Origin of the sequence: Aeromonas sp. ASNIH5 (genome assembly GCF_002902865.1) — a bacterium.
GTDB lineage: Bacteria > Pseudomonadota > Gammaproteobacteria > Enterobacterales > Aeromonadaceae > Aeromonas > Aeromonas caviae.
Genome location: NZ_CP026122.1, coordinates 3801957 through 3820000, shown reverse-complemented (window position 1 = coordinate 3820000; position 18044 = coordinate 3801957). Strand labels below are relative to the sequence as shown.

The following is an 18044-nucleotide window of genomic DNA, read 5'->3' as shown; positions in this document are numbered from 1 at the left end:
TCCCGCACCAGCTCTATATCGCCCATGAAGTGGGTCATCGCTACGCCCCGCGCGTGCTGCTGGCCGATGAGGTAGGTCTGGGCAAGACCATCGAAGCGGGCATGATCATCCATCAGCAACTGCTCTCCGGCCGCGCCCATCGGGTGCTGATCCTGCTGCCCGAAACCCTGCAGCACCAGTGGCTGGTCGAGATGCTGCGTCGCTTCAACCTGCACTTCTCCCTGTTTGACGAGGAGCGCTGCATCGAGGCGTTCGCCGATGCGGAGAACCCCTTCGAGACCGAACAGCTGGTGATCTGCAGCCTCGACTTCCTGCGCAAGAAGCGTCGTCGCTTCGAGCAGGTGCTGGAAGCAGAGTGGGATCTGCTGGTTGTCGACGAGGCGCACCATCTGGAGTGGAGCGAGGAGGCGCCGAGCCGCGCCTACGAGATGGTGGAAGCGCTGGCCGAACAGGTCCCAGGCGTGCTGCTGCTGACCGCCACCCCGGATCAGCTGGGCCACCAGAGCCACTTCGCCCGTCTGCGCCTGCTCGATCCCGAGCGTTTCTACGACTACGAGGCCTTCCTCGCCGAGGAGCAGGCCTATGGTCAGGTCGCCAGCGCAGCGCAAGAGCTGCTGGATGGCGAGACCCTGAGCGAAAACGCCAAAGCCATCCTGGCTGATCAACTGACCGGTCTGGATCTCGGCGATGCCGCCGCCCGTCAACAGGCGGTCGCCAAGCTGCTGGATCAGCACGGCACCGGTCGCGTCCTGTTCCGCAACAGCCGCGCCAACATTCAGGGCTTCCCCGAGCGTCATCTCAACGTCTACCCCATGCCGCTGCCGGAGCAGTACAAGACCGCCATCAAGGTGATGGGCATGATGGGTGGCAATGGCGGCGATCTGCAGACCCGCGCCCTGCGCTACCTCTATCCCGAGAAGATCTTCCAGCAGTTCGAAGGCGACAACGCCACCTGGACCCAGTTCGACCCGCGCGTCGAGTGGTTGCTGGAACTCTTGCTCGGTGCCCGCCAACAGAAGGTGCTGGTGATCTGCTCCGAAGCGGCCACCGCCATCGCACTGGAAGAGGCGCTGCGCACCCGTGAAGGGATCCGCGGTACCGTATTCCACGAAGGGATGTCGATCCTCGAGCGGGACAAGGCCTCTGCCTATTTCGCGCAAGAGGATGGTGGCGCCCAGGTGCTGCTCTGCTCCGAGATCGGCTCAGAGGGCCGCAACTTCCAGTTTGCCAGCCACCTGGTGCTGTTCGATCTGCCCCTCAACCCGGATCTGCTGGAACAGCGTATCGGTCGACTGGATCGCATCGGTCAGCAGAATACCGTCGAGATCCACGTCCCCTATCTGGAGGGTACCTCCCAGCGCGCCCTGCAGCTCTGGTATCACGATGGTCTGGACGCGTTCGAGCAGACCTGCCCGACCGCCCGCCCGGTATTCGAAGCGGTGCGTGACGAGCTGTTCGAGCTGCTGGCCGCCAACACCGGCGAGCAAGGCCCGCTCGACGCCCTGCTGGTCAAGACCCGCGAACTGCACGAGCCGCTCAAGGCCCGGCTGGAACAGGGTCGCGATCGCCTGCTGGAGATCCACTCCAGCGGTGGTGCTGCCGCCCAGCAGCTGGTCGACAAGCTGGCCGCCGAAGATGACGACACCGGCATGATCTCCTTCGCACTCAAGATGTTCGACGAGATCGGCGTCAATCAGGATGACAGAGGCGAGAACGCGCTGGTGCTGACCCCGGGGGATCACATGCTGGTCTCCAGCTTCCCGGGCCTGCCGCAAGATGGCATGACCATTACCTTCGATCGCAACACGGCCCTGTCGCGGGATGACATGGCGCTGCTCTCCTGGGATCACCCCATGATGCGCGGCGGTATCGACCTGATCCTGGGCTCCGAGATAGGTGCAACCTCGGTCGCGCTGCTCAAGAACAAGGCGCTGCCCATCGGCTCCATCCTGCTTGAGCTGATCTTCGTCGCCGAGTCTGCGGCCCATCCCCAGCTCTACCGCTTCATGCCGCCGACGCCTATCCGTCTGCTGATGGACAAGAACGGCCAGAATCTGGGCGAGAAGGTAGCGTTCGATGCCTTCAACCGCCAGCTGACCCCGGTCAACCGCCACCTCGGCAGCAAGCTGGTCACCGCGTCCCAGCCGGTGATCCACGGCCTGATTGGCAAGGGCCAGGTCATTGCCGACGAGCTGAAAGCCGGGATTGTCGACAAGGCCCGCGCCCAGATGGCGCAGACCCTGCAGCAGGATCTCGATCGTCTGGAGGCGCTCAAGGCGGTCAACCCGAACGTGCGCGACAGCGAGCTGGAATATCTGCGCAATCTGCAGGCAGAATTGCACCACCTGATCGACCAGACCCAGCTCAAGCTGGATGCCATCCGCTTTATTGTGGTGACCCATAACTGATAAAACGGTGAAATGGCCAAACCCAACGCGAGTTGGCTGCCATGCACTTTTTATCGTGGTAACCCATAACTGATGGGGGCTTGCCCCCGCTTTGACCAAAGATGCGAGACGCTATGTTTGTATACTCACCGCCCCTGGAACCCTGGCTCGATATCCTGTTCAAGGACAAGGACATCATGGTGGTCAACAAGCCCACTGGCCTGCTGAGCGTCCCCGGGCGCGGCCCCGAGAACGAAGACAGCGTGCTCCATCGGGTCAAGCAGCAGCACCCCAAGGCGGCAGCAGCCCATCGCCTCGACATGGCGACCACCGGTGTGCTGGTAATCCCGCTCAACCCCAACTCCCACCGGGAGCTGAGCCGGCAATTCCGCGAGCGGGAGACCGAGAAGCACTACCTCGCCTGGGTGTGGGGTGAACCGGAACAGGATGCGGGTGAAGTGGACCTGCCGCTCTGCGTCGACTGGCCCAACCGGCCGAAACAAAAAGTTGACCATGAGGAGGGGCGTCATGCCCTGACCCTGTGGCAGAAGCTGAAGGTGGAGAACGGCAACAGCCTGATCAAGCTGACCCCGATTACCGGTCGCTCCCATCAGCTGCGGGTCCATATGCTGGAGCTGGGTCACCCCATCCTCGGCGATAACCTCTACGCCAACCCGGATGCGCTGGCGGCGGCACCGCACCTTTATCTGCATGCGGCCAGCCTGACCATCAGCCACCCCCGCAGCGGCGAGCGGATGACCTTCGAGGCGCCAGCCCCTTTCCCGGTCTGAGCCTGACAGGTAACTGCCAAATAAAAAGAAAGCCCCCATCGAGAGATGGGGGCTTTTTTATCGCTCAGACGCGGATATCGATATTGCTTCCGAGGGAAGCGCTGGCCGATGTCGGCGCAGCCGGAGCGGATTGCGCTGCGGTTTGCAGCAATTTCAGTGCGGATTCGCCTTCCTGGGTCTGCTGCTTTTTGGCCAGGCTGGCCACCATCAGTGCAGAACCGAACGACGCATTTGCAGAACTAGAAATATCCATTGTGTACCTCCTGCCAAGAGACTATCGGCCGGGACCGGTGAGACATGAGCCATATCGTTCAACGCAGATATGCCTTGTCCGGCGAGCGCCGGGCCAACCAGCGCTCTTCCATCTCCAGCAATGTCTGATAGGCCTTTTCAGCATGCTCCGGGCGACTGAACAGATATCCCTGCCCATACAGATGTATGTCGGTCAATGAGCGCAGCACATCGAGCTGCCCCTGGGTCTCGATCCCTTCACATACCAGTTTCTTGCCAAGCATGGAGCCCATACGGCAGATGTTGGCGACCAGTTCGGCCGCCTCAATGGAGGTGTCGATACCCTGGATGAAGGACCTGTCTATCTTCACCTTGCTCACCGGCAGCTTCTGCAGATAGCTGAGGGAGGAGTAGCCGGTGCCGAAGTCGTCAAGGGCCAGATGTACCCCCTGCTGGCTGAGATCCTGCATCAACTGCAGCGAGTTCTTGACCTCGCGCATGGTGGTGTCTTCCGTCACCTCCAGCACCAGGCTGGACGCAGGGATATGGTGCTCCATCAGCGCTCTGGCCACCAGCTTCAAGAGGTTGCGCTGGTACATGCCCGGGGAGATGTTCACGCACATCTGCAAGTCCACCAAACCCAGGTGCTGCCACTGATGCAGTTGTTCACATGCGGTATTCAATACCCAGCCACCCAGTTTCTCGGCCAGCTGGAACTCTTCCGCCACCTGGATCACCTCGTTGGGGGGAATAAAGCCAAGCTCGGGATGGCGCCAGCGCAGCAGCGCCTCCACGGCTTCACAGCGGCCACTTTCCAGATTGACGATGGGCTGGTAATAGAGCTCGAGCGCATTGTGCTCCAGCGCCATCACCATGTCAGACGCAAGATGCTTGCGCCTGGCCGTCTCGTTGAGCAGGGAACTGTCATAGATGACATAGGGAACATGGGTCTTGCGGCTGTGAGAGAGGGCCTGCTCCGCCCGGCTGAGCAACTCCTGGGTCTGGTTGCTGTCGGTCGGGAAGAAGGCGATACCAATACCGACCTCAAGCCGGAAAGGGTAGTTGTCGATGATGATGTCTTGCTTGATGGAGTGGAGCACTCTGGCCACGAGCTCCCTGACCTGACGAAGATCGCTCCCCTCCCGTTGCAGCATGGCAAGCTGATCTCCCCCCAAACGCGCCACCCACTCCCCGTTTTCGCACAGGGCGCGCAGCCGCTTTGCCACCTCCTGCAGCAGGAGGTCCCCTGTGTTGTAGCCAAACTTGCTGTTGATATCACGAAAGTCGTTGATGTCGACCAGCACCAGTCCGAAGGAGGTGTCACGGGTGACATAGGCATCCATCTTTTCCAGCAGCGCCAGCCGGTTGGCGAGCCCGGTGAGGGGATCGATCCTAGCGGTCCTGAAATGGCGCCTGGCTTCTCGCACCAGCAGGCCGCTGAGCAGAATGACGGACACCACCAGCCCCGACACCATGAACAACAGGGCATTGCGCAACTGGCCAAAACGCGCGTCGTTGCCCGTATAGACGTTGATGTTGTTCTGCATGACGGAAGCAAGAGAGTAAGAGAGGGGTTCCTGCAAGGGCGCCAGTGTCATCATGACTTGCTGGTAATCCGGCGTCCCCGGTTTGAGCCTGACCAAATCAGGCTCCAGCTTGCGGATACTGCTTTCGGTCAGTTTCACCAGCCGCAGCGTCTTCGGATTGTCCGCGAGGCTTTTTCTCAATTGGCCGCTCAGGAGGATGGGGGTACGACTCCAGAGAATGTCATAGCGGAGCAGCAGGGCTTCCTGGTCTATGCCACCATAGTGGTAAATCTCGACGGCATTGAGAAAGCGGCCCAGCTCGAGCTGCAACTGCATCAATGCCCAAGAGACGTCATAGGTGTACTTCTCCATCACCCGGGTCGCATTTTGTATCTGCACCAGGCAATAGAGGGTGCTACCCGTGAACAACAGAATGGATAGATAAAGAACGCCGAGTAAGGGCCAGGCCCTGGTCTTCGCTTTCACCCAGTACTCCCGTAAACCACCGTTTTTACTGCTGAATGTCGATCGCACTCAGTTGCCAGATCATCATGTCGGTGAACTCGGAACGCCTGAGTTCGGGATGCTGATCCAGTGGCAGGATAAACCAGAGCGGCCCCTTGTCACGTACCCGCATGGTCATCCCGTCATCCTGCCAGGCCAGGATAGGATCGTATTGCTTGACCTTATCCCAGTTGATCCGGATCTGGAAACTGTTCAGGGCGGTGAGCGTGATGCTCTTGCCGTTGGCCTTCACCTCCGTCAGCACGTCCGCCAGTTTCGGCCCCACGTATTTGTGCGGTTTGTCCACCCAGGGATTGCTCGTCACCACCTCATGCTGCGGCAGTGCCTGGATCATGGCCATATCGAACAGCACCTCTCCATCTGCCGGGTCGGCAGGGTCCAGATTCCCCGTCACCTTGAGAATGACCGGTCCCTGTGGTGTCGCCTGCGCCATGCCCGGCAAGGCCAGGGAAAGGAGTAACGGGAGAAGCCCTAAGTATCGCATGTTCACCTCAGATCATTTCACTATCAACAACTTCAGCTTAGTAGCACTAAAAAAAACGGCCCGCAAAAGCGAGCCGTTTGATGACTTGACGGGATTACATCATACCCATACCGCCCATGCCACCCATATCAGGCATGGCAGGTGCATCTTTCTTCGGCAGCTCGGAGATCATGCACTCTGTGGTGATCATCAGGCCGGCGACGGACGAGGCGAACTGCAGGGCAGAACGGGTTACCTTGGTCGGATCCAGGATACCCATGGCCAGCATGTCGCCGTATTGTTCGGTGTAGGCGTTGTAACCGTAGTTGCCTTCACCGTTCTTCACGGCATTGGCGATGACGGAGGCTTCTTCGCCGGCGTTGATGACGATTTGACGCAGCGGGGCTTCCATGGCGCGCAGGGCAACCTTGATGCCGACGTTCTGGTCTTCGTTGTCACCACGCAGGGAGGCCAGCTTGGCAGCAACGCGCACCAGCGCTACACCACCACCGGCAACCACGCCTTCTTCCACGGCTGCGCGAGTGGCGTGCAGGGCATCGTCAACACGGGCTTTCTTCTCTTTCATTTCAACTTCAGTGGCAGCACCCACCTTGATCACGGCAACACCGCCGGCCAGCTTGGCCACGCGCTCTTGCAGCTTCTCACGGTCGTAATCGGAAGAGGTCTCTTCGATCTGCTGACGGATCTGGGCCACGCGGCTTTCGATCAGGGCAGCATCACCCACGCCATCGATGATGGTGGTGTTCTCTTTGGTGATGACGATGCGCTTGGCACGGCCCAGATCTTCCAGGGTCGCTTTTTCCAGCTCCATGCCCACTTCTTCGGAGATCACGGTACCACCGGTCAGGATGGCGATATCCTGCAGCATGGCCTTGCGGCGATCACCGAAGCCCGGCGCCTTGACGGCGGCCACTTTCACGATGCCACGCATGGTGTTGACCACCAGGGTCGCCAGCGCTTCTCCTTCCACGTCTTCGGCCACGATGATCAGCGGTTTGCCCGCCTTGGCCACACCTTCCAGCACCGGCAGCATTTCGCGGATGTTGGAGACTTTCTTGTCCACCAGCAGGATGAAGGGGTCATCCAGCTCGACGGAGCCGGTTTCCGGCTTGTTCACGAAGTAAGGGGAGAGGTAGCCGCGGTCGAACTGCATGCCTTCTACCACCGCCAGTTCGTCGTCCAGGCCCTGACCGTCTTCCACGGTGATGACGCCGTCACGGCCGACCTTGTCCATGGCTTCGGCAATCAGCTTGCCGACCTTCTCGTCGGAGTTGGCGGAGATGGTGCCTACCTGGGCGATGGCATTGTTGTCGGCACAGGGAGTGGACAGAGCTTGCAGCTCGGCAACGGCAGCCACAACGGCCTTGTCGATACCACGCTTCAGATCCATGGGGTTCATGCCGGCGGCAACGGCCTTCAGGCCTTCGTTGACGATGGCTTGAGCCAGTACGGTGGCAGTGGTGGTACCGTCACCGGCGGCGTCATTGGCCTTGGAAGCGACTTCCTTGACCATCTGGGCACCCATGTTCTGGAACTTGTCTTCCAGTTCGATTTCACGAGCAACGGAGACGCCATCCTTGGTGATGGTCGGGGCGCCGAAGGACTTGTCCAGCACCACGTTGCGGCCTTTCGGGCCCAGGGTCACCTTGACGGCATCGGCCAGGATGTTGACGCCTTCCAGCATTTTGATGCGAGCTTCGTTGCCAAACTTAACTTCTTTAGCTGCCATGTTCTTCAATCCTTAAATCAATTCGGGAAAAGAGGGAGGGTGATTACTCTTCGACAATCGCCAGGATGTCGGTCTCGGACAGGATCAGTACGTCCTGGCCATCCAGCTTTTCGGTCTTCACGCCGTAGCCTTCGTTGAAGATCACCTTGTCACCCACCTTGACGGCCAGTGCTTTGACATCCCCATTGTCCAGAATTCGACCAGTCCCCACGGCAAGAACTTCACCACGGGTGGACTTCTGGGCCGCAGTGCCAGTCAAGACGATGCCGCCAGCGGATTTGGCTTCAGCTTCGATGCGCTTGATGATGACGCGGTCGTGCAGTGGACGAATTTTCATCGATAACTCTCCCAAAATGAGTCTCTGTGTTGCTTGAGGAATGGCCGCAATCGGCCAAATTTGTCATGCCCCTGATCTGGGGCAACAGGGCTAGCCCTTCAAGGGCAAATACAAAAAAAATATTTTCACGTACTATGAACACCTTCGATGGATCACCCATCCCCAATCAGGAAGGCGGATGGAGACGGCCAGTATTCAGGCCCAAAGCACCTAGAGACTCTGCCTTGAGCCGACCCAATCCCATGCTGACCGCTCCCATGACGCCCATGCTGCTGCGCATGACGGGCCCCATGATCCTGGGCATCATCGCCATCCTGGCCTTCAACCTGGTCGATACCTTCTTCATCGGCATGCTGGGTACCCAGGCGCTGGCCGCCATCAGCTTCACCTTCCCGGTCACCTTCGTGGTCACCTCCCTGACCATGGGGCTGGGCGCGGGCCTGTGCGCCCTGCTCGGTCATGCCCTGGGGCAGGGTCGCCACGACGAGGCAGCCCGCATCACCACAGACTGCCTGTTCCTCGCCGTCATCCTGGTGAGTCTGCTTGCCGGACTGGGGGCAATGACCATTACCCCTCTGTTCACCCTGCTGGGGGCCAGCCCCGAGCTCATCTCCCTCATCCACGATTACATGCTCATCTGGTATCTGACCGTCCCCATGCTGGTCGTGCCCATGGTCGGCAATGCGGCCATCCGGACCACGGGGGATACCAAGACCCCCAGTCTGGTGATGGGGGTCGCCGGTCTGGTCAACGGCGTGCTGGATCCTCTGCTCATCTTCGGGCCGGGCCCCTTCCCCGAGTGGGGCATTCGGGGCGCCGCCATCGCCACCACCCTCTCCTGGCTGATGGCCATGCTGGTCAGCCTCTATATATTGCGCCACCGCGAGGGCCTGCTGCGCTGGCACCTCTCCCCGCGCCCGCAGTTGCTGGCCCATTGGCGCGCCCTGCTCCATGTGGCTGTGCCCGCATCGTTTACCAACATGCTCAACCCACTGGCCAACGCCGTGTTGATGATCATTTTCGCCGGGCTGGGAACCGAGGTGGTCGCCGCCTACGGCGCGGCATCCCGGGTCGAGGCCTTGCTGCTCATCGTGATGATGGCGCTCTCTTCCGTGCTGGCCCCCTTCATCTCGCAGAACTGCGGCGCCGGGAATCCGGCCCGAGCCAAGGCCGCCCTGCTGCTCTGCATGCGCTTCGCCCTGCTGTTCCAGCTTGGGGTCTACGTGCTGACCTGGCTTCTCGCACCCTTCATCGCCGATCTGTTCAGCGATCATCCGCAAGTGGTGCGACTCATCGTGCTCTATCTACATCTGGTCCCCATTGGCTACGGCTTTCAGGGCATGGTGATGCTGCTGGCCTCGGCGCTCAACGGCGTCAGGGCATCGGCGGTGTCACTGCTGATAAACGGCATCAGACTGTTTGCCTTCTTGCTGCCAGGGGCCTGGCTGGGGGCAAAACTGGGGGGAGAACAGGGGATCTATCTGGGGATGCTGCTGGCGAACCTGGCCGCCGGATTGCTGGCATGGGGGTATGCCCGCCACAGATTCGAGCGGCTGTGCCGTCAGGGGAGATCCTGACGGCACAGCCCGAGGCTCGCGATTACTCTTTGCGTTCGAACTCCCCTTCGATGGTGTTGCCACCGCCTCGCGGGGATTGTCCGGGCCTGTCATCGCCCGGGCCCGGTTCAAACGGCTGCTGGCGAGCCTGGAAGCCCCCCATCTGCATCCTGAACTGATTGCTGCCAATCAGCTTGTCGGCCAGCATGTTGCGCAGCCAGGGCTGCAGCAGCAGGATGCCGACAATATCGCTCACAAATCCCGGGATAATCAGCAACAAGCCCGCCAGCGCCAGCATCATGCCACCCATCACCTCGCGGCCGGGCATCTCCCCCAGCTGCATCTTCTGCTGGGCAGTGAGCAGAGTCTTGATCCCCTCGCTGCGCACCAGCGACGATCCCAACACGGCGGTCAGCACCAGCAAGCAAACGGTCGGCAAGGCCCCGATCACGGAGCCCACCTTGATCATGACGGTGAGCTCCAGCAATACCAGCCCGACCAACAACAGTAACAACTTGCCCATAGCAACCTCGGAGCGATGAATGAATGGACCCGGGGTGTCCGGTCGGCAGCCGCACATCGCTGATGCTGACGCGCCGGGTTCAGGTCTTCTGACATTAACATGGGGCTGGTTGATCATTTTTCAAGCCTCTCCTGCCGCAGGCCCCGGAATACGGATAAATATTTGTCCGCCCAACTGGGATTGAGGTGGTTGTTCTGTCAAAGTTAATCGCCCGATTGCAATATCTGTTTAATGACCACAAGAAATTTGAGGTTGCCTCAAATTTAGTGATCCAGGTCTAATACCGGATACCTCAATTGGGGTAACATCAACACCAGTCATTGCACAGGGAGCAACTGGCTCCCAACTGCCCCACCCGATGTGTGGTGCTTCAGGATGAAATGTGCGTAGGGAAATCGCGACCACTCGGTGAGGATCGTTTCCATTTATTTGATTTCTGAGGCATAACAATGAGCGACATCAAGAACGTCCGCATTGAAGAAGACCTGCTGGGCACCAAAGAAGTTTCCAACGACCTCTACTACGGCGTGCACACCCTGCGCGCTGTTGAAAACTTCAAGATCAGCACTCAGAAGATTTCTGACGTTCCCGAGTTTGTTCGTGGCATGGTCCTGACCAAGAAGGCGGCTGCACTGGCCAACGGTGAGCTGGGCACCATCCGTCCCGAGATCGCAGACAAGATTGTCGAAGCCTGCGACCTGATGCTGAACACCGGCAAGTGCTTCGATCAGTTCCCGGTCGATGTCTATCAGGGCGGCGCCGGTACCTCCGTCAACATGAACACCAACGAAGTGCTGGCCAACATCGCCCTCGAGCTGATGGGACTTGAAAAGGGTCGCTACGACGTTATCAACCCCAACGATCACGTCAACAAGTGCCAGTCCACCAACGATGCCTACCCCACCGGTTTCCGCGTGGCCGTGGTCAACAGCACCGACACCACCCTGCACGCTCTGGAAGCCCTCATCGCCGCCTTCGATGTCAAAGCCAAGGAATTCAAACATATCCTGAAAATGGGCCGTACCCAGTTGCAGGACGCCGTGCCCATGACCCTGGGTCAGGAGTTCCACGCCTTCGCCGTCACCCTGCGTGAAGAGATCAAATCCATCAAGCGTTGCCAGGAGCTGCTGCTGGAAGTGAACCTGGGCGCCACCGCCATCGGTACCGGTCTGAACACCCCGCCCGAGTACTCCGGTCTTGCCATCAAGCGTCTGGCCGAGATCACCGGTCGTGCCTACGTGCCGGCAGAGGACCTCATCGAAGCGACTTCCGACTGCGGCGCCTATGTGATGCTGCACGGTGCGGTCAAGCGCTTGGCCATGAAGCTCTCCAAGATCTGTAATGACCTGCGTCTGCTCTCCTCCGGCCCGCGCACCGCGCTCAAAGAGATCAACCTGCCGGAAATGCAGGCTGGCTCCTCCATCATGCCGGCCAAGGTCAACCCGGTCATTCCGGAAGTGGTCAACCAGTCCTGCTTCAAGGTATTCGGCAACGACGTCACCATCACCTTCGCCGCCGAGGCCGGTCAGCTGCAGCTGAACGTCATGGAGCCGGTGATCGGTCAGGCCATGTTCGAATCCCTGAGCCTGATGGAAAAAGCCTGCATCTCCCTGCGCGAGAAGTGCGTGGAAGGCATCACCGCCAACCCGGACATCTGCATGAACCACGTGCTGAACTCCATCGGCATCGTGACCTACCTGAACCCCTTCATCGGTCACCATGAAGGCGACATCGTCGGCAAGATCTGCGCCCAGACCGGCAAGAACGTCCGCGAAGTCGTGCTGGAACGCGGCCTGCTGACCGCCGAACAGCTGGACGAGATCCTCTCCATCGAGAACCTGATGAACCCGCAATACAAAGCCAAGCGTTACACCCGCGAAGCCACCGTATAAGCGAGCAGATGGGCCGGGGTTATCCCGGCCCATTTAAAGTCAATTCCCGAGCGGTCTCTCCACAGCCCCATCGGGAATTGGCTTTTCAGCCTAATAAAACCTAAAAAAACTGGAAAATGGAGTGTTCGCTATGATTGGAATCGAGTTACTTGTCGTGCTCGCCGCTATCTATCTGGGGGCCCGGATAGGCAGCATAGGTATCGGCTTTGCCGGTGGTCTGGGGGTACTGGTACTGACCTGGGGGCTGGGCATGCCCATCCCGAGCGATCAGCTGGTGACCTATCTCCCGTGGGACGTGATCATGATCATCGCGTCCGTCATCTGCGCCATCGCCTGTATGCAGCTGGCCGGCGGGATGGATTATCTGGTGCACCTGGCCGAAAAAGCCCTGCGCAAGAATCCCAAGCACATCACCTTCGCCGCGCCGGTCGTCACCTACCTGATGACCATGCTGGCCGGTACCGGTCACACAGCCTTCTCCACCCTGCCGGTGATCGCCGAAGTGGCCAAGGAGCAGGGCATTCGCCCCTCCCGTCCGCTCTCCATCGCGGTCGTTGCCTCCCAGATTGCCATCACCGCCTCCCCCATCTCGGCGGCCGTGGTCGCTTTCTCCGGCATGCTGGAGCCGCTTGGCGTCGACTACCTGACCCTGCTGGCCATCTGCATCCCGTCCAGCTTCATCGCCTGTCTGTTGGGGGCCTTCATCGCCAACCTGCTGGGCAAGCCGCTGGATCAGGACGAAGTCTATCTGGAGCGCAAAGCCAAGGGACTCATCAAGCTGCGCGGTACCAGCCAGGTTGAGATCAAGCCTTATGCCAAGCTCTCCGTCGGAATCTTCGTCGCCTCCATCGTGGCCGTGATGGCCTATGCCACCGCCATCTCCGGCAACGTCGGCCTCATCAGCAGCCCGCCGATCCCCCGCGATGGCGCCATCATGGGCATCATGCTCTCCGCCGCTACCCTGATGGTACTGTTCTGCAAACTGGACGCGGCCCAGATCACCAACATGCCGACCTTCAAGTCCGGTATGTCCGCCTGTATCTGCGTGCTGGGCGTGGCCTGGCTGGGCAACGTCTTCGTGAAGGGCAACATGGTCGAGATCCAGGCGTTCGCCGGCGATCTGCTGAGCCAATACAGCTGGCTGCTGGCCGTGGTGCTGTTCTTCTCCTCCATGCTGCTCTACTCGCAAGGTGCCACCACCAAGGCCCTGATGCCTGCCGCCCTGGCACTGGGTGTCAGCCCGCTGGCGGCCATCGCCTCCTTCGCCGCCGTGAGCGCCCTGTTCGTACTGCCGACCTACCCGACCCTGCTGGCCGCGGTCGAGATGGACGACACCGGCTCCACCCGCATCGGCAAGGCCGTGTTCAACCACCCCTTCTTCATCCCGGGTGTGGCCACCATCGCCATGGCAGTGGCGCTCGGCTTCTTCTTCGGTGGTCTCATCCTCTGACCGATGAACCATCCCATGCAAAACGGCCCGAACGGGCCGTTTTTTTATGCCCGGCCACCGCCGGGCTCCCATGAAAAAGCCGCTCCTGGGAGCGGCTTTCGTCACCCTGGCGGCATCCTCAGGCCGTGGTCTGGCGGGTACCGAAATAGTCAGCCAGGAAGTCGTCGAACGACAGGCTATCACTGCGTTCCCGCTCCCGCTGCTTGGCCAGGGAGTCCCGTGCCTCGCCGGCAAAATAGGCCTCGTCCCAGTACTGCAGCTCGCCGGCCAGCATCTCTTCCCGGTAGCGGCTCGCCAGCGCATCGCCGAAGCAGCCGTTGTCCTGACCGCTTGAAAGCAACTGCTTGAGCAGGCGGGCGGAGTAGGTCTGCTCGGGGTCGAGCAGCTTCTCACGGTGCATCGCCAGCGTCTCGGGATAGCGGTTGCGACCACAGCAGCGATCCAGCAGCGCTGCGACCTCGGCCAGCTCGTCGAACAGCTTGAGGCCGTACTCCTTGAGGCCGATGGCATTGCCCTGCTCATCTTCAAGCGTCAGGCCGGGGCGACGCCCCTCCAGCACCACCTTGTTCTGGTTGCGGCGGTTGCGGGCAACCTCGTCATCCGAGAGCACGGGGGACGGGCGCAACAGGCACCAGACCAAGAACAGGTCGAAGAAGCGGATTTGATCCACCTCGATACCGAACGGGGTGAAAGGATTGACGTCCACCGTGCGCAGTTCGATGTATTCGATGCCGCGCTGCTCCAGCGCATCCGAGGGCTTCTCGCCGCTGCGGGGGGTGCGCTTGGGGCGGATCGGCGCGTAGAGCTCGTTCTCCAGCTGCAGCACGTTGTCGTTGAGCTGGCGGTACTCGCCGTTCACCTTGACCCCTATCCTGGCGAAGTCGGGATCATGGGTGTTGATGGCCCGGCGCAGGCTGCTCACATAGGCGGGCAGGCTGTCATGACTGATCTTGAGCCCCGCCTGGGCGCTGTTGGTGTAACCGAGATCGGACAGGCGCAGGGCGGTGGCATAGGGCAGGTAAAGGGTGCCCTTGCCGGTCTTCTGGAACGGCAGGCTGCTCTTGCGCCCCTTGAGGAAGGAGTCGCAGATGGCAGGAGACGCGCCGAACAGATAGGGCACCAGCCAGCCGAAGCGGTAGACGTTGCGAATCAGCCCCATGTACTTGTCGGAGATGAAGCGCTGGCTGCAGCAGCCCTCTCCCACCAGATCCTGCCACTCGCACCAGAAGCTGTCCGGCATGGAGAAGTTGAAGTGCACCCCGGCGATCACCTGCATCAGGCTGCCGTAGCGGTTCTTCAGCCCCTGGCGATAGAGGGTCTTCATCCGCCCGATGTTGGAGCTGCCGTACTGGGCCAGGCGGATGCTCTCCTCGTCACCGACGAAGCAGGGCATGGAGAGGGGCCAGATCCGCTCCTCTCCCAGATGATGAATGGTGTGGCGGTGAATGTCGCCGAGCTGCTCGATCAGGCTCTCGATGGAGTCGGTGGCCGGCGTGATGAACTCCAGCAGGCTCTCGGAGTAGTCGGTGGTGATGTTGGCATGGGTCAGGGCCGACCCCAGGCTTCTGGGGTGATCGGTCTGGGCCAGGGTCCCTTCGGGGGTGATGCGCAGACATTCGCGCTCGATCCCGCGCCGGATCCCCTTGAGGGCGGTCACCCGTTCCGGGGTGCCCAGCGCAGCCAGCAACTCGGTGAGCGACAAGCTAGTAGTAGTCATATTCACGGCTCATGTGTGGCCGCCCCACCCGGGGCGGCACTTATTGTTGCGACGCCCCTCAGGGCAGTTGCAGTGGATAGATGGGAAGATGAAGCTCGCTCAGGGGTTTTTCAAGCTTTTGCTTGTCTCCCACCACCACAATCACCATCTCGGCCGGATCCAGCCAGCGGGCTGCACTGGCCTTCAGCGTCTCGGGCGAAACCGTTTTGATCAGGTTGTTCTGGGCCTGCACATAGTCCGGCTTCAGGTCGTACATGATCATCTGCAGCAGGAAGCCAGCCTTCTGCCCCAGGGTCTCGTAGGAGAGCGCATCCTGCTGGGAGACGGCGCTGCGCATGTAGGCCAGCTCCACCGGGGTCGGCCCGCTCTTGCGGTAGCCGTCCATCTCCTTGAGGAACTGGCGGATGGCATCCACGGTCGCATCGGTGCGCACGTTGGCGCCGGTCGCGAAGACACCCGCCTCGCGGTTGGCCTGGAAACCCGAGCTGGCACCATAGGTGTAGCCCTTGTCTTCCCGCAGGTTGAGGTTGATGCGGCTGTTGAAGTTACCACCCAGGTTGAAGTTCATCAGGTTGGCGATGAAATAGTCTCCCGTGGTGTCAAACGGCATGGCGCGACGGCCGATACGGATCACCGACTGGGGGGCTCCCGGCTTGTCCACCAGATAGATGCCTGGCTTGGCCTGCTCTCCCCCGGGCTTGAGATCCCCCAGGGTCGGGGCCGCCCCCTGCCACTGGGTCAGGAAGGCGAGACCGGATTCCACCTGCTGGGCGGTCACATCACCTGTCACCACCACCTTGGCATTGGTCGGATTGTAATAAGCCTCATAGAAGCGCTTCACATCCGCCAGGGTCAGCTTCTCCACGTCCGCCAGCACCCCGTCAGAGGGTTGGCCGAGGCGGTTCTGCTTGCCATAGACCAGTTCGCGGAACGCCTGACCCGCCAGCCACTCGGGTTGCTGCTCGCTCTGTTTCATGCCTTGCAGCATCTGGGTCTTGAGCCGCTCGAAGTCCGCTTCCCGCAGGCCGGGTTGCAGCAGCACTTCCCGCACCAGCGCCAGGGTTTCGGGCAGCTTGTCCGCCAGACTGCTGATGGTGATGAGGTTGTTGTACTGGGCGCTGGAGACGCTGATGCTGGCGCCGAGTTTTTGCAGCTCGTCGCTCAGCTCGGCCTCGGAGAGGCGCGTCGTCCCCTGCTCCAACATGGCGGCGGTGAGGCTGGCCAGCCCCAGCTCTCCCTTGCCTTCGGCCCGGATGCCACCCGGCAGGGCGATCATGATGGAGACGGCCGGGATCTCGTCACTGTGGGTGCCGATGATCTCGATCCCCTTGTCGAGCTTGCCACGCCAGATGGCGGGCACCTTGACGCTCACCGCATCGGCCGCCTTGGGCTGCACGCTGCGATCGAAGTCATCTTTCACCGGCCGCTCGGCCAGCACCTTGTCATGCTTGCTGTAATCCGGCAGCTCCCGCTTGGCGGGAGTGAAGTTCGGGGTCGCGGCCTGCCAGTCGCTCTTGCCCTTGGGCACCACGCTCAGCACCACGGCAGGCTTGTTCTGGATGAACTTGTCGTAGGCAGCCTTGACGTCAGACCCCTTGACCCGGGCAATGGCATCCAGATTCTTGAACACGTAGTCGGGATCCCGGGCCAGCACCTGCCCCATGGCAAGCTGGCTGACCTTGCCCTCGATGCTGTCGAGTCCCCAGATGGCGGACGCGCGATAGCTGCTGATGGCCTTCTCCAGATCTGCGGGCTTGATGCCGCGCTGGGCAAACTCGCCGATCACCTTGTCCACCTCGCCCTTGAGGGTCTTGAGGCTGCCATCCGCCGCCGGATTGGGGTAGGCATAGACCGTCAGGGTGCAGGCAAGCTCTTCGCAGGAGTGGGAGGCACCCGCCTCGATGGCCTTGCCGGTTTTCACCAGGGACTGGTAGAGCATGGAGCTGGCAGAGCCCCCCAGCACATCGGCAAAGATGTCCAGCGCCGGCTCCTGCGGGTCACCCAGGGAGACGGTCGGGTAGCTGATATACAGGAGCGGCAGATGCACCTTGTCTTCCAGCGTCACGTAGCGGGTTGCCGGCAGGGTGGCAGGCTGAGGCGTCGGTTCTGCCACGTCCGGACCGCGCGGGATGGAACCGAAGTACTGCTCAATCCAGGCCAGCGCCTGCTTGGTATCAAAGTCGCCGCCCAGGGTCAGGGTCGCGTTGTTGGGACCGTACCAGCGCAGGAAGAACTGCTTGAGGTCGTTGACGTCGACCCGGTCGAGATCCTCCACATAACCGATGGGTTGCCAGGAGTAGGGGTGGGTGCGCGGATAGAGTGCCTCCCCCACCCGCTCGCCCACCAGGCCATAAGGCTGGTTGTCGATACGCTGGGCCCGTTCGTTCTTGACGGTGGCGCGCTGGATCTCGAACTTCTTCTGGCTCACCGCATCGAGCAGGAAGCCCATGCGATCCGCCTCCAGCCAGAGCACCTTCTCCAGCTGGTTGGCCGGCACGGTTTCGTAGTAGTTGGTACGGTCCTTGTTGGTGGTGCCGTTCATGTCACCGCCCGCCTCGTTGATGATCCGCATGTGTTCCTGATCACCAACGTGCTTGGAGCCCTGGAACATCATGTGCTCGAAGAAGTGGGCAAAGCCCGACTTGCCCACGGTTTCCCGGGAGGAGCCGACGTGATAGGTGACGTCCAGATGCACCAGGGGATCGGAGTGGTCGGGGGCCAGGATCACGGTCAAACCGTTGTCCAGCTTGTACATCTGGTAGGGAATGCCGAGCTTGCCCTCCTGCTTGACCTGCTCGGACACCAGGGTCGGGGCCGCCAGCACGGGAAGAGAGAAGCCCAGCAGCATGCTTAATGGAATGAGTTTGTTCACGGGTACCTCGTGAGTGACAAAAGG

The 18044-nt window shown here is 60.9% G+C and carries 13 protein-coding genes (1 of these 13 only partly in view); 5 read left to right on the top strand and 8 right to left on the bottom strand.

The window, feature by feature from the left end; genetic code table 11:
* On the top strand, nt 1–2408 hold the 3' portion of the coding sequence (rapA, locus tag C2U30_RS18025) for an RNA polymerase-associated protein RapA (protein WP_043153129.1). It extends 460 nt beyond the left edge of the window; only the last 2408 of its 2868 coding nucleotides appear in the window; its start codon lies off the left edge, out of view; it ends in the stop codon at nt 2406–2408.
* 113 nt (nt 2409–2521) lie between these two features.
* Entirely contained in the window at nt 2522–3178 is a 657-nt protein-coding gene (rluA, locus tag C2U30_RS18020) for a bifunctional tRNA pseudouridine(32) synthase/23S rRNA pseudouridine(746) synthase RluA (RefSeq protein WP_043852217.1), read from the top strand.
* Between the two features lie 64 nt (nt 3179–3242).
* On the opposite strand, the gene C2U30_RS18015 is transcribed toward rluA, so the two are convergent.
* The 5 genes from C2U30_RS18015 to C2U30_RS17995 all read right to left on the bottom strand — a co-directional run bounded on the left by C2U30_RS18015 (nt 3243) and on the right by C2U30_RS17995 (nt 8010).
* Nucleotides 3243–3431: a hypothetical protein gene (locus C2U30_RS18015; protein ID WP_043153121.1), complete on the bottom strand. Its 189-nt coding sequence runs from the start codon at nt 3429–3431 to the stop codon at nt 3243–3245.
* A 58-nt stretch (nt 3432–3489) separates the two neighbouring features.
* Entirely contained in the window at nt 3490–5421 is a 1932-nt protein-coding gene (locus C2U30_RS18010) for a putative bifunctional diguanylate cyclase/phosphodiesterase (RefSeq protein WP_029313817.1), read from the bottom strand.
* A 25-nt stretch (nt 5422–5446) separates the two neighbouring features.
* Nucleotides 5447–5944 (bottom strand): molybdopterin-binding oxidoreductase, encoded by a 498-nt coding sequence (locus tag C2U30_RS18005; protein WP_029313815.1) that lies wholly within the window; start codon nt 5942–5944, stop codon nt 5447–5449.
* Between the two features lie 94 nt (nt 5945–6038).
* The gene (groL, locus tag C2U30_RS18000) at nt 6039–7673 is read right to left on the bottom strand and encodes a chaperonin GroEL (RefSeq protein ID WP_010673136.1); all 1635 of its coding nucleotides are present in this window, start codon (nt 7671–7673) and stop codon (nt 6039–6041) included.
* A 43-nt stretch (nt 7674–7716) separates the two neighbouring features.
* Nucleotides 7717–8010, bottom strand: a complete 294-nt coding sequence (locus C2U30_RS17995; RefSeq protein WP_005309514.1) for a co-chaperone GroES — start codon at nt 8008–8010, stop codon at nt 7717–7719.
* Nucleotides 8011–8252: 242 nt separating this feature from the next.
* Between C2U30_RS17995 and C2U30_RS17990 the strand changes: the two genes are divergently transcribed.
* The gene (locus C2U30_RS17990; RefSeq protein ID WP_233721130.1) at nt 8253–9587 is read left to right on the top strand and encodes an MATE family efflux transporter; all 1335 of its coding nucleotides are present in this window, start codon (nt 8253–8255) and stop codon (nt 9585–9587) included.
* A 22-nt stretch (nt 9588–9609) separates the two neighbouring features.
* On the opposite strand, the gene C2U30_RS17985 is transcribed toward C2U30_RS17990, so the two are convergent.
* Nucleotides 9610–10089 carry an FxsA family protein gene (locus C2U30_RS17985; protein ID WP_103244213.1) on the bottom strand — a complete coding sequence of 160 codons (480 nt, stop codon included), beginning with the start codon at nt 10087–10089 and terminating at the stop codon, nt 9610–9612.
* 449 nt (nt 10090–10538) lie between these two features.
* On the opposite strand from C2U30_RS17985, the gene aspA reads away from it, so the two are divergent.
* Complete coding sequence (gene aspA / locus C2U30_RS17980) at nt 10539–11981, top strand: aspartate ammonia-lyase (RefSeq protein WP_010673133.1); 1443 nt, start codon at nt 10539–10541, stop codon at nt 11979–11981.
* Between the two features lie 130 nt (nt 11982–12111).
* Complete coding sequence (locus C2U30_RS17975) at nt 12112–13431, top strand: anaerobic C4-dicarboxylate transporter (RefSeq protein WP_041210978.1); 1320 nt, start codon at nt 12112–12114, stop codon at nt 13429–13431.
* Between the two features lie 118 nt (nt 13432–13549).
* Here the strand turns inward: C2U30_RS17975 and gshA are convergent, their stop codons facing one another.
* Both gshA and C2U30_RS17965 read right to left on the bottom strand, forming a co-directional pair.
* Nucleotides 13550–15148, bottom strand: coding sequence for a glutamate--cysteine ligase (gene gshA / locus C2U30_RS17970; RefSeq protein WP_103244212.1), 1599 nt, complete (start codon nt 15146–15148; stop codon nt 13550–13552).
* 58 nt (nt 15149–15206) lie between these two features.
* Nucleotides 15207–18020 carry a M16 family metallopeptidase gene (locus tag C2U30_RS17965; protein ID WP_102983754.1) on the bottom strand — a complete coding sequence of 938 codons (2814 nt, stop codon included), beginning with the start codon at nt 18018–18020 and terminating at the stop codon, nt 15207–15209.
* Nucleotides 18021–18044 lie beyond the last annotated feature (24 nt).

Excerpts from the sequence above, each read along its gene's own strand:
- rluA (WP_043852217.1), top strand. The coding sequence starts at position 2,522 with ATGTTTGTATACTCACCGCCCCTGGAACCCTGGCTCGATATCCTGTTC.
- C2U30_RS18015 (WP_043153121.1), bottom strand. The coding sequence starts at position 3,431 with ATGGATATTTCTAGTTCTGCAAATGCGTCGTTCGGTTCTGCACTGATG.
- C2U30_RS18005 (WP_029313815.1), bottom strand. The coding sequence starts at position 5,944 with ATGCGATACTTAGGGCTTCTCCCGTTACTCCTTTCCCTGGCCTTGCCG.
- groL (WP_010673136.1), bottom strand. The coding sequence starts at position 7,673 with ATGGCAGCTAAAGAAGTTAAGTTTGGCAACGAAGCTCGCATCAAAATG.
- C2U30_RS17995 (WP_005309514.1), bottom strand. The coding sequence starts at position 8,010 with ATGAAAATTCGTCCACTGCACGACCGCGTCATCATCAAGCGCATCGAA.
- C2U30_RS17990 (WP_233721130.1), top strand. The coding sequence starts at position 8,253 with ATGCTGACCGCTCCCATGACGCCCATGCTGCTGCGCATGACGGGCCCC.
- C2U30_RS17985 (WP_103244213.1), bottom strand. The coding sequence starts at position 10,089 with ATGGGCAAGTTGTTACTGTTGTTGGTCGGGCTGGTATTGCTGGAGCTC.
- aspA (WP_010673133.1), top strand. The coding sequence starts at position 10,539 with ATGAGCGACATCAAGAACGTCCGCATTGAAGAAGACCTGCTGGGCACC.
- C2U30_RS17975 (WP_041210978.1), top strand. The coding sequence starts at position 12,112 with ATGATTGGAATCGAGTTACTTGTCGTGCTCGCCGCTATCTATCTGGGG.
- gshA (WP_103244212.1), bottom strand. The coding sequence starts at position 15,148 with ATGACTACTACTAGCTTGTCGCTCACCGAGTTGCTGGCTGCGCTGGGC.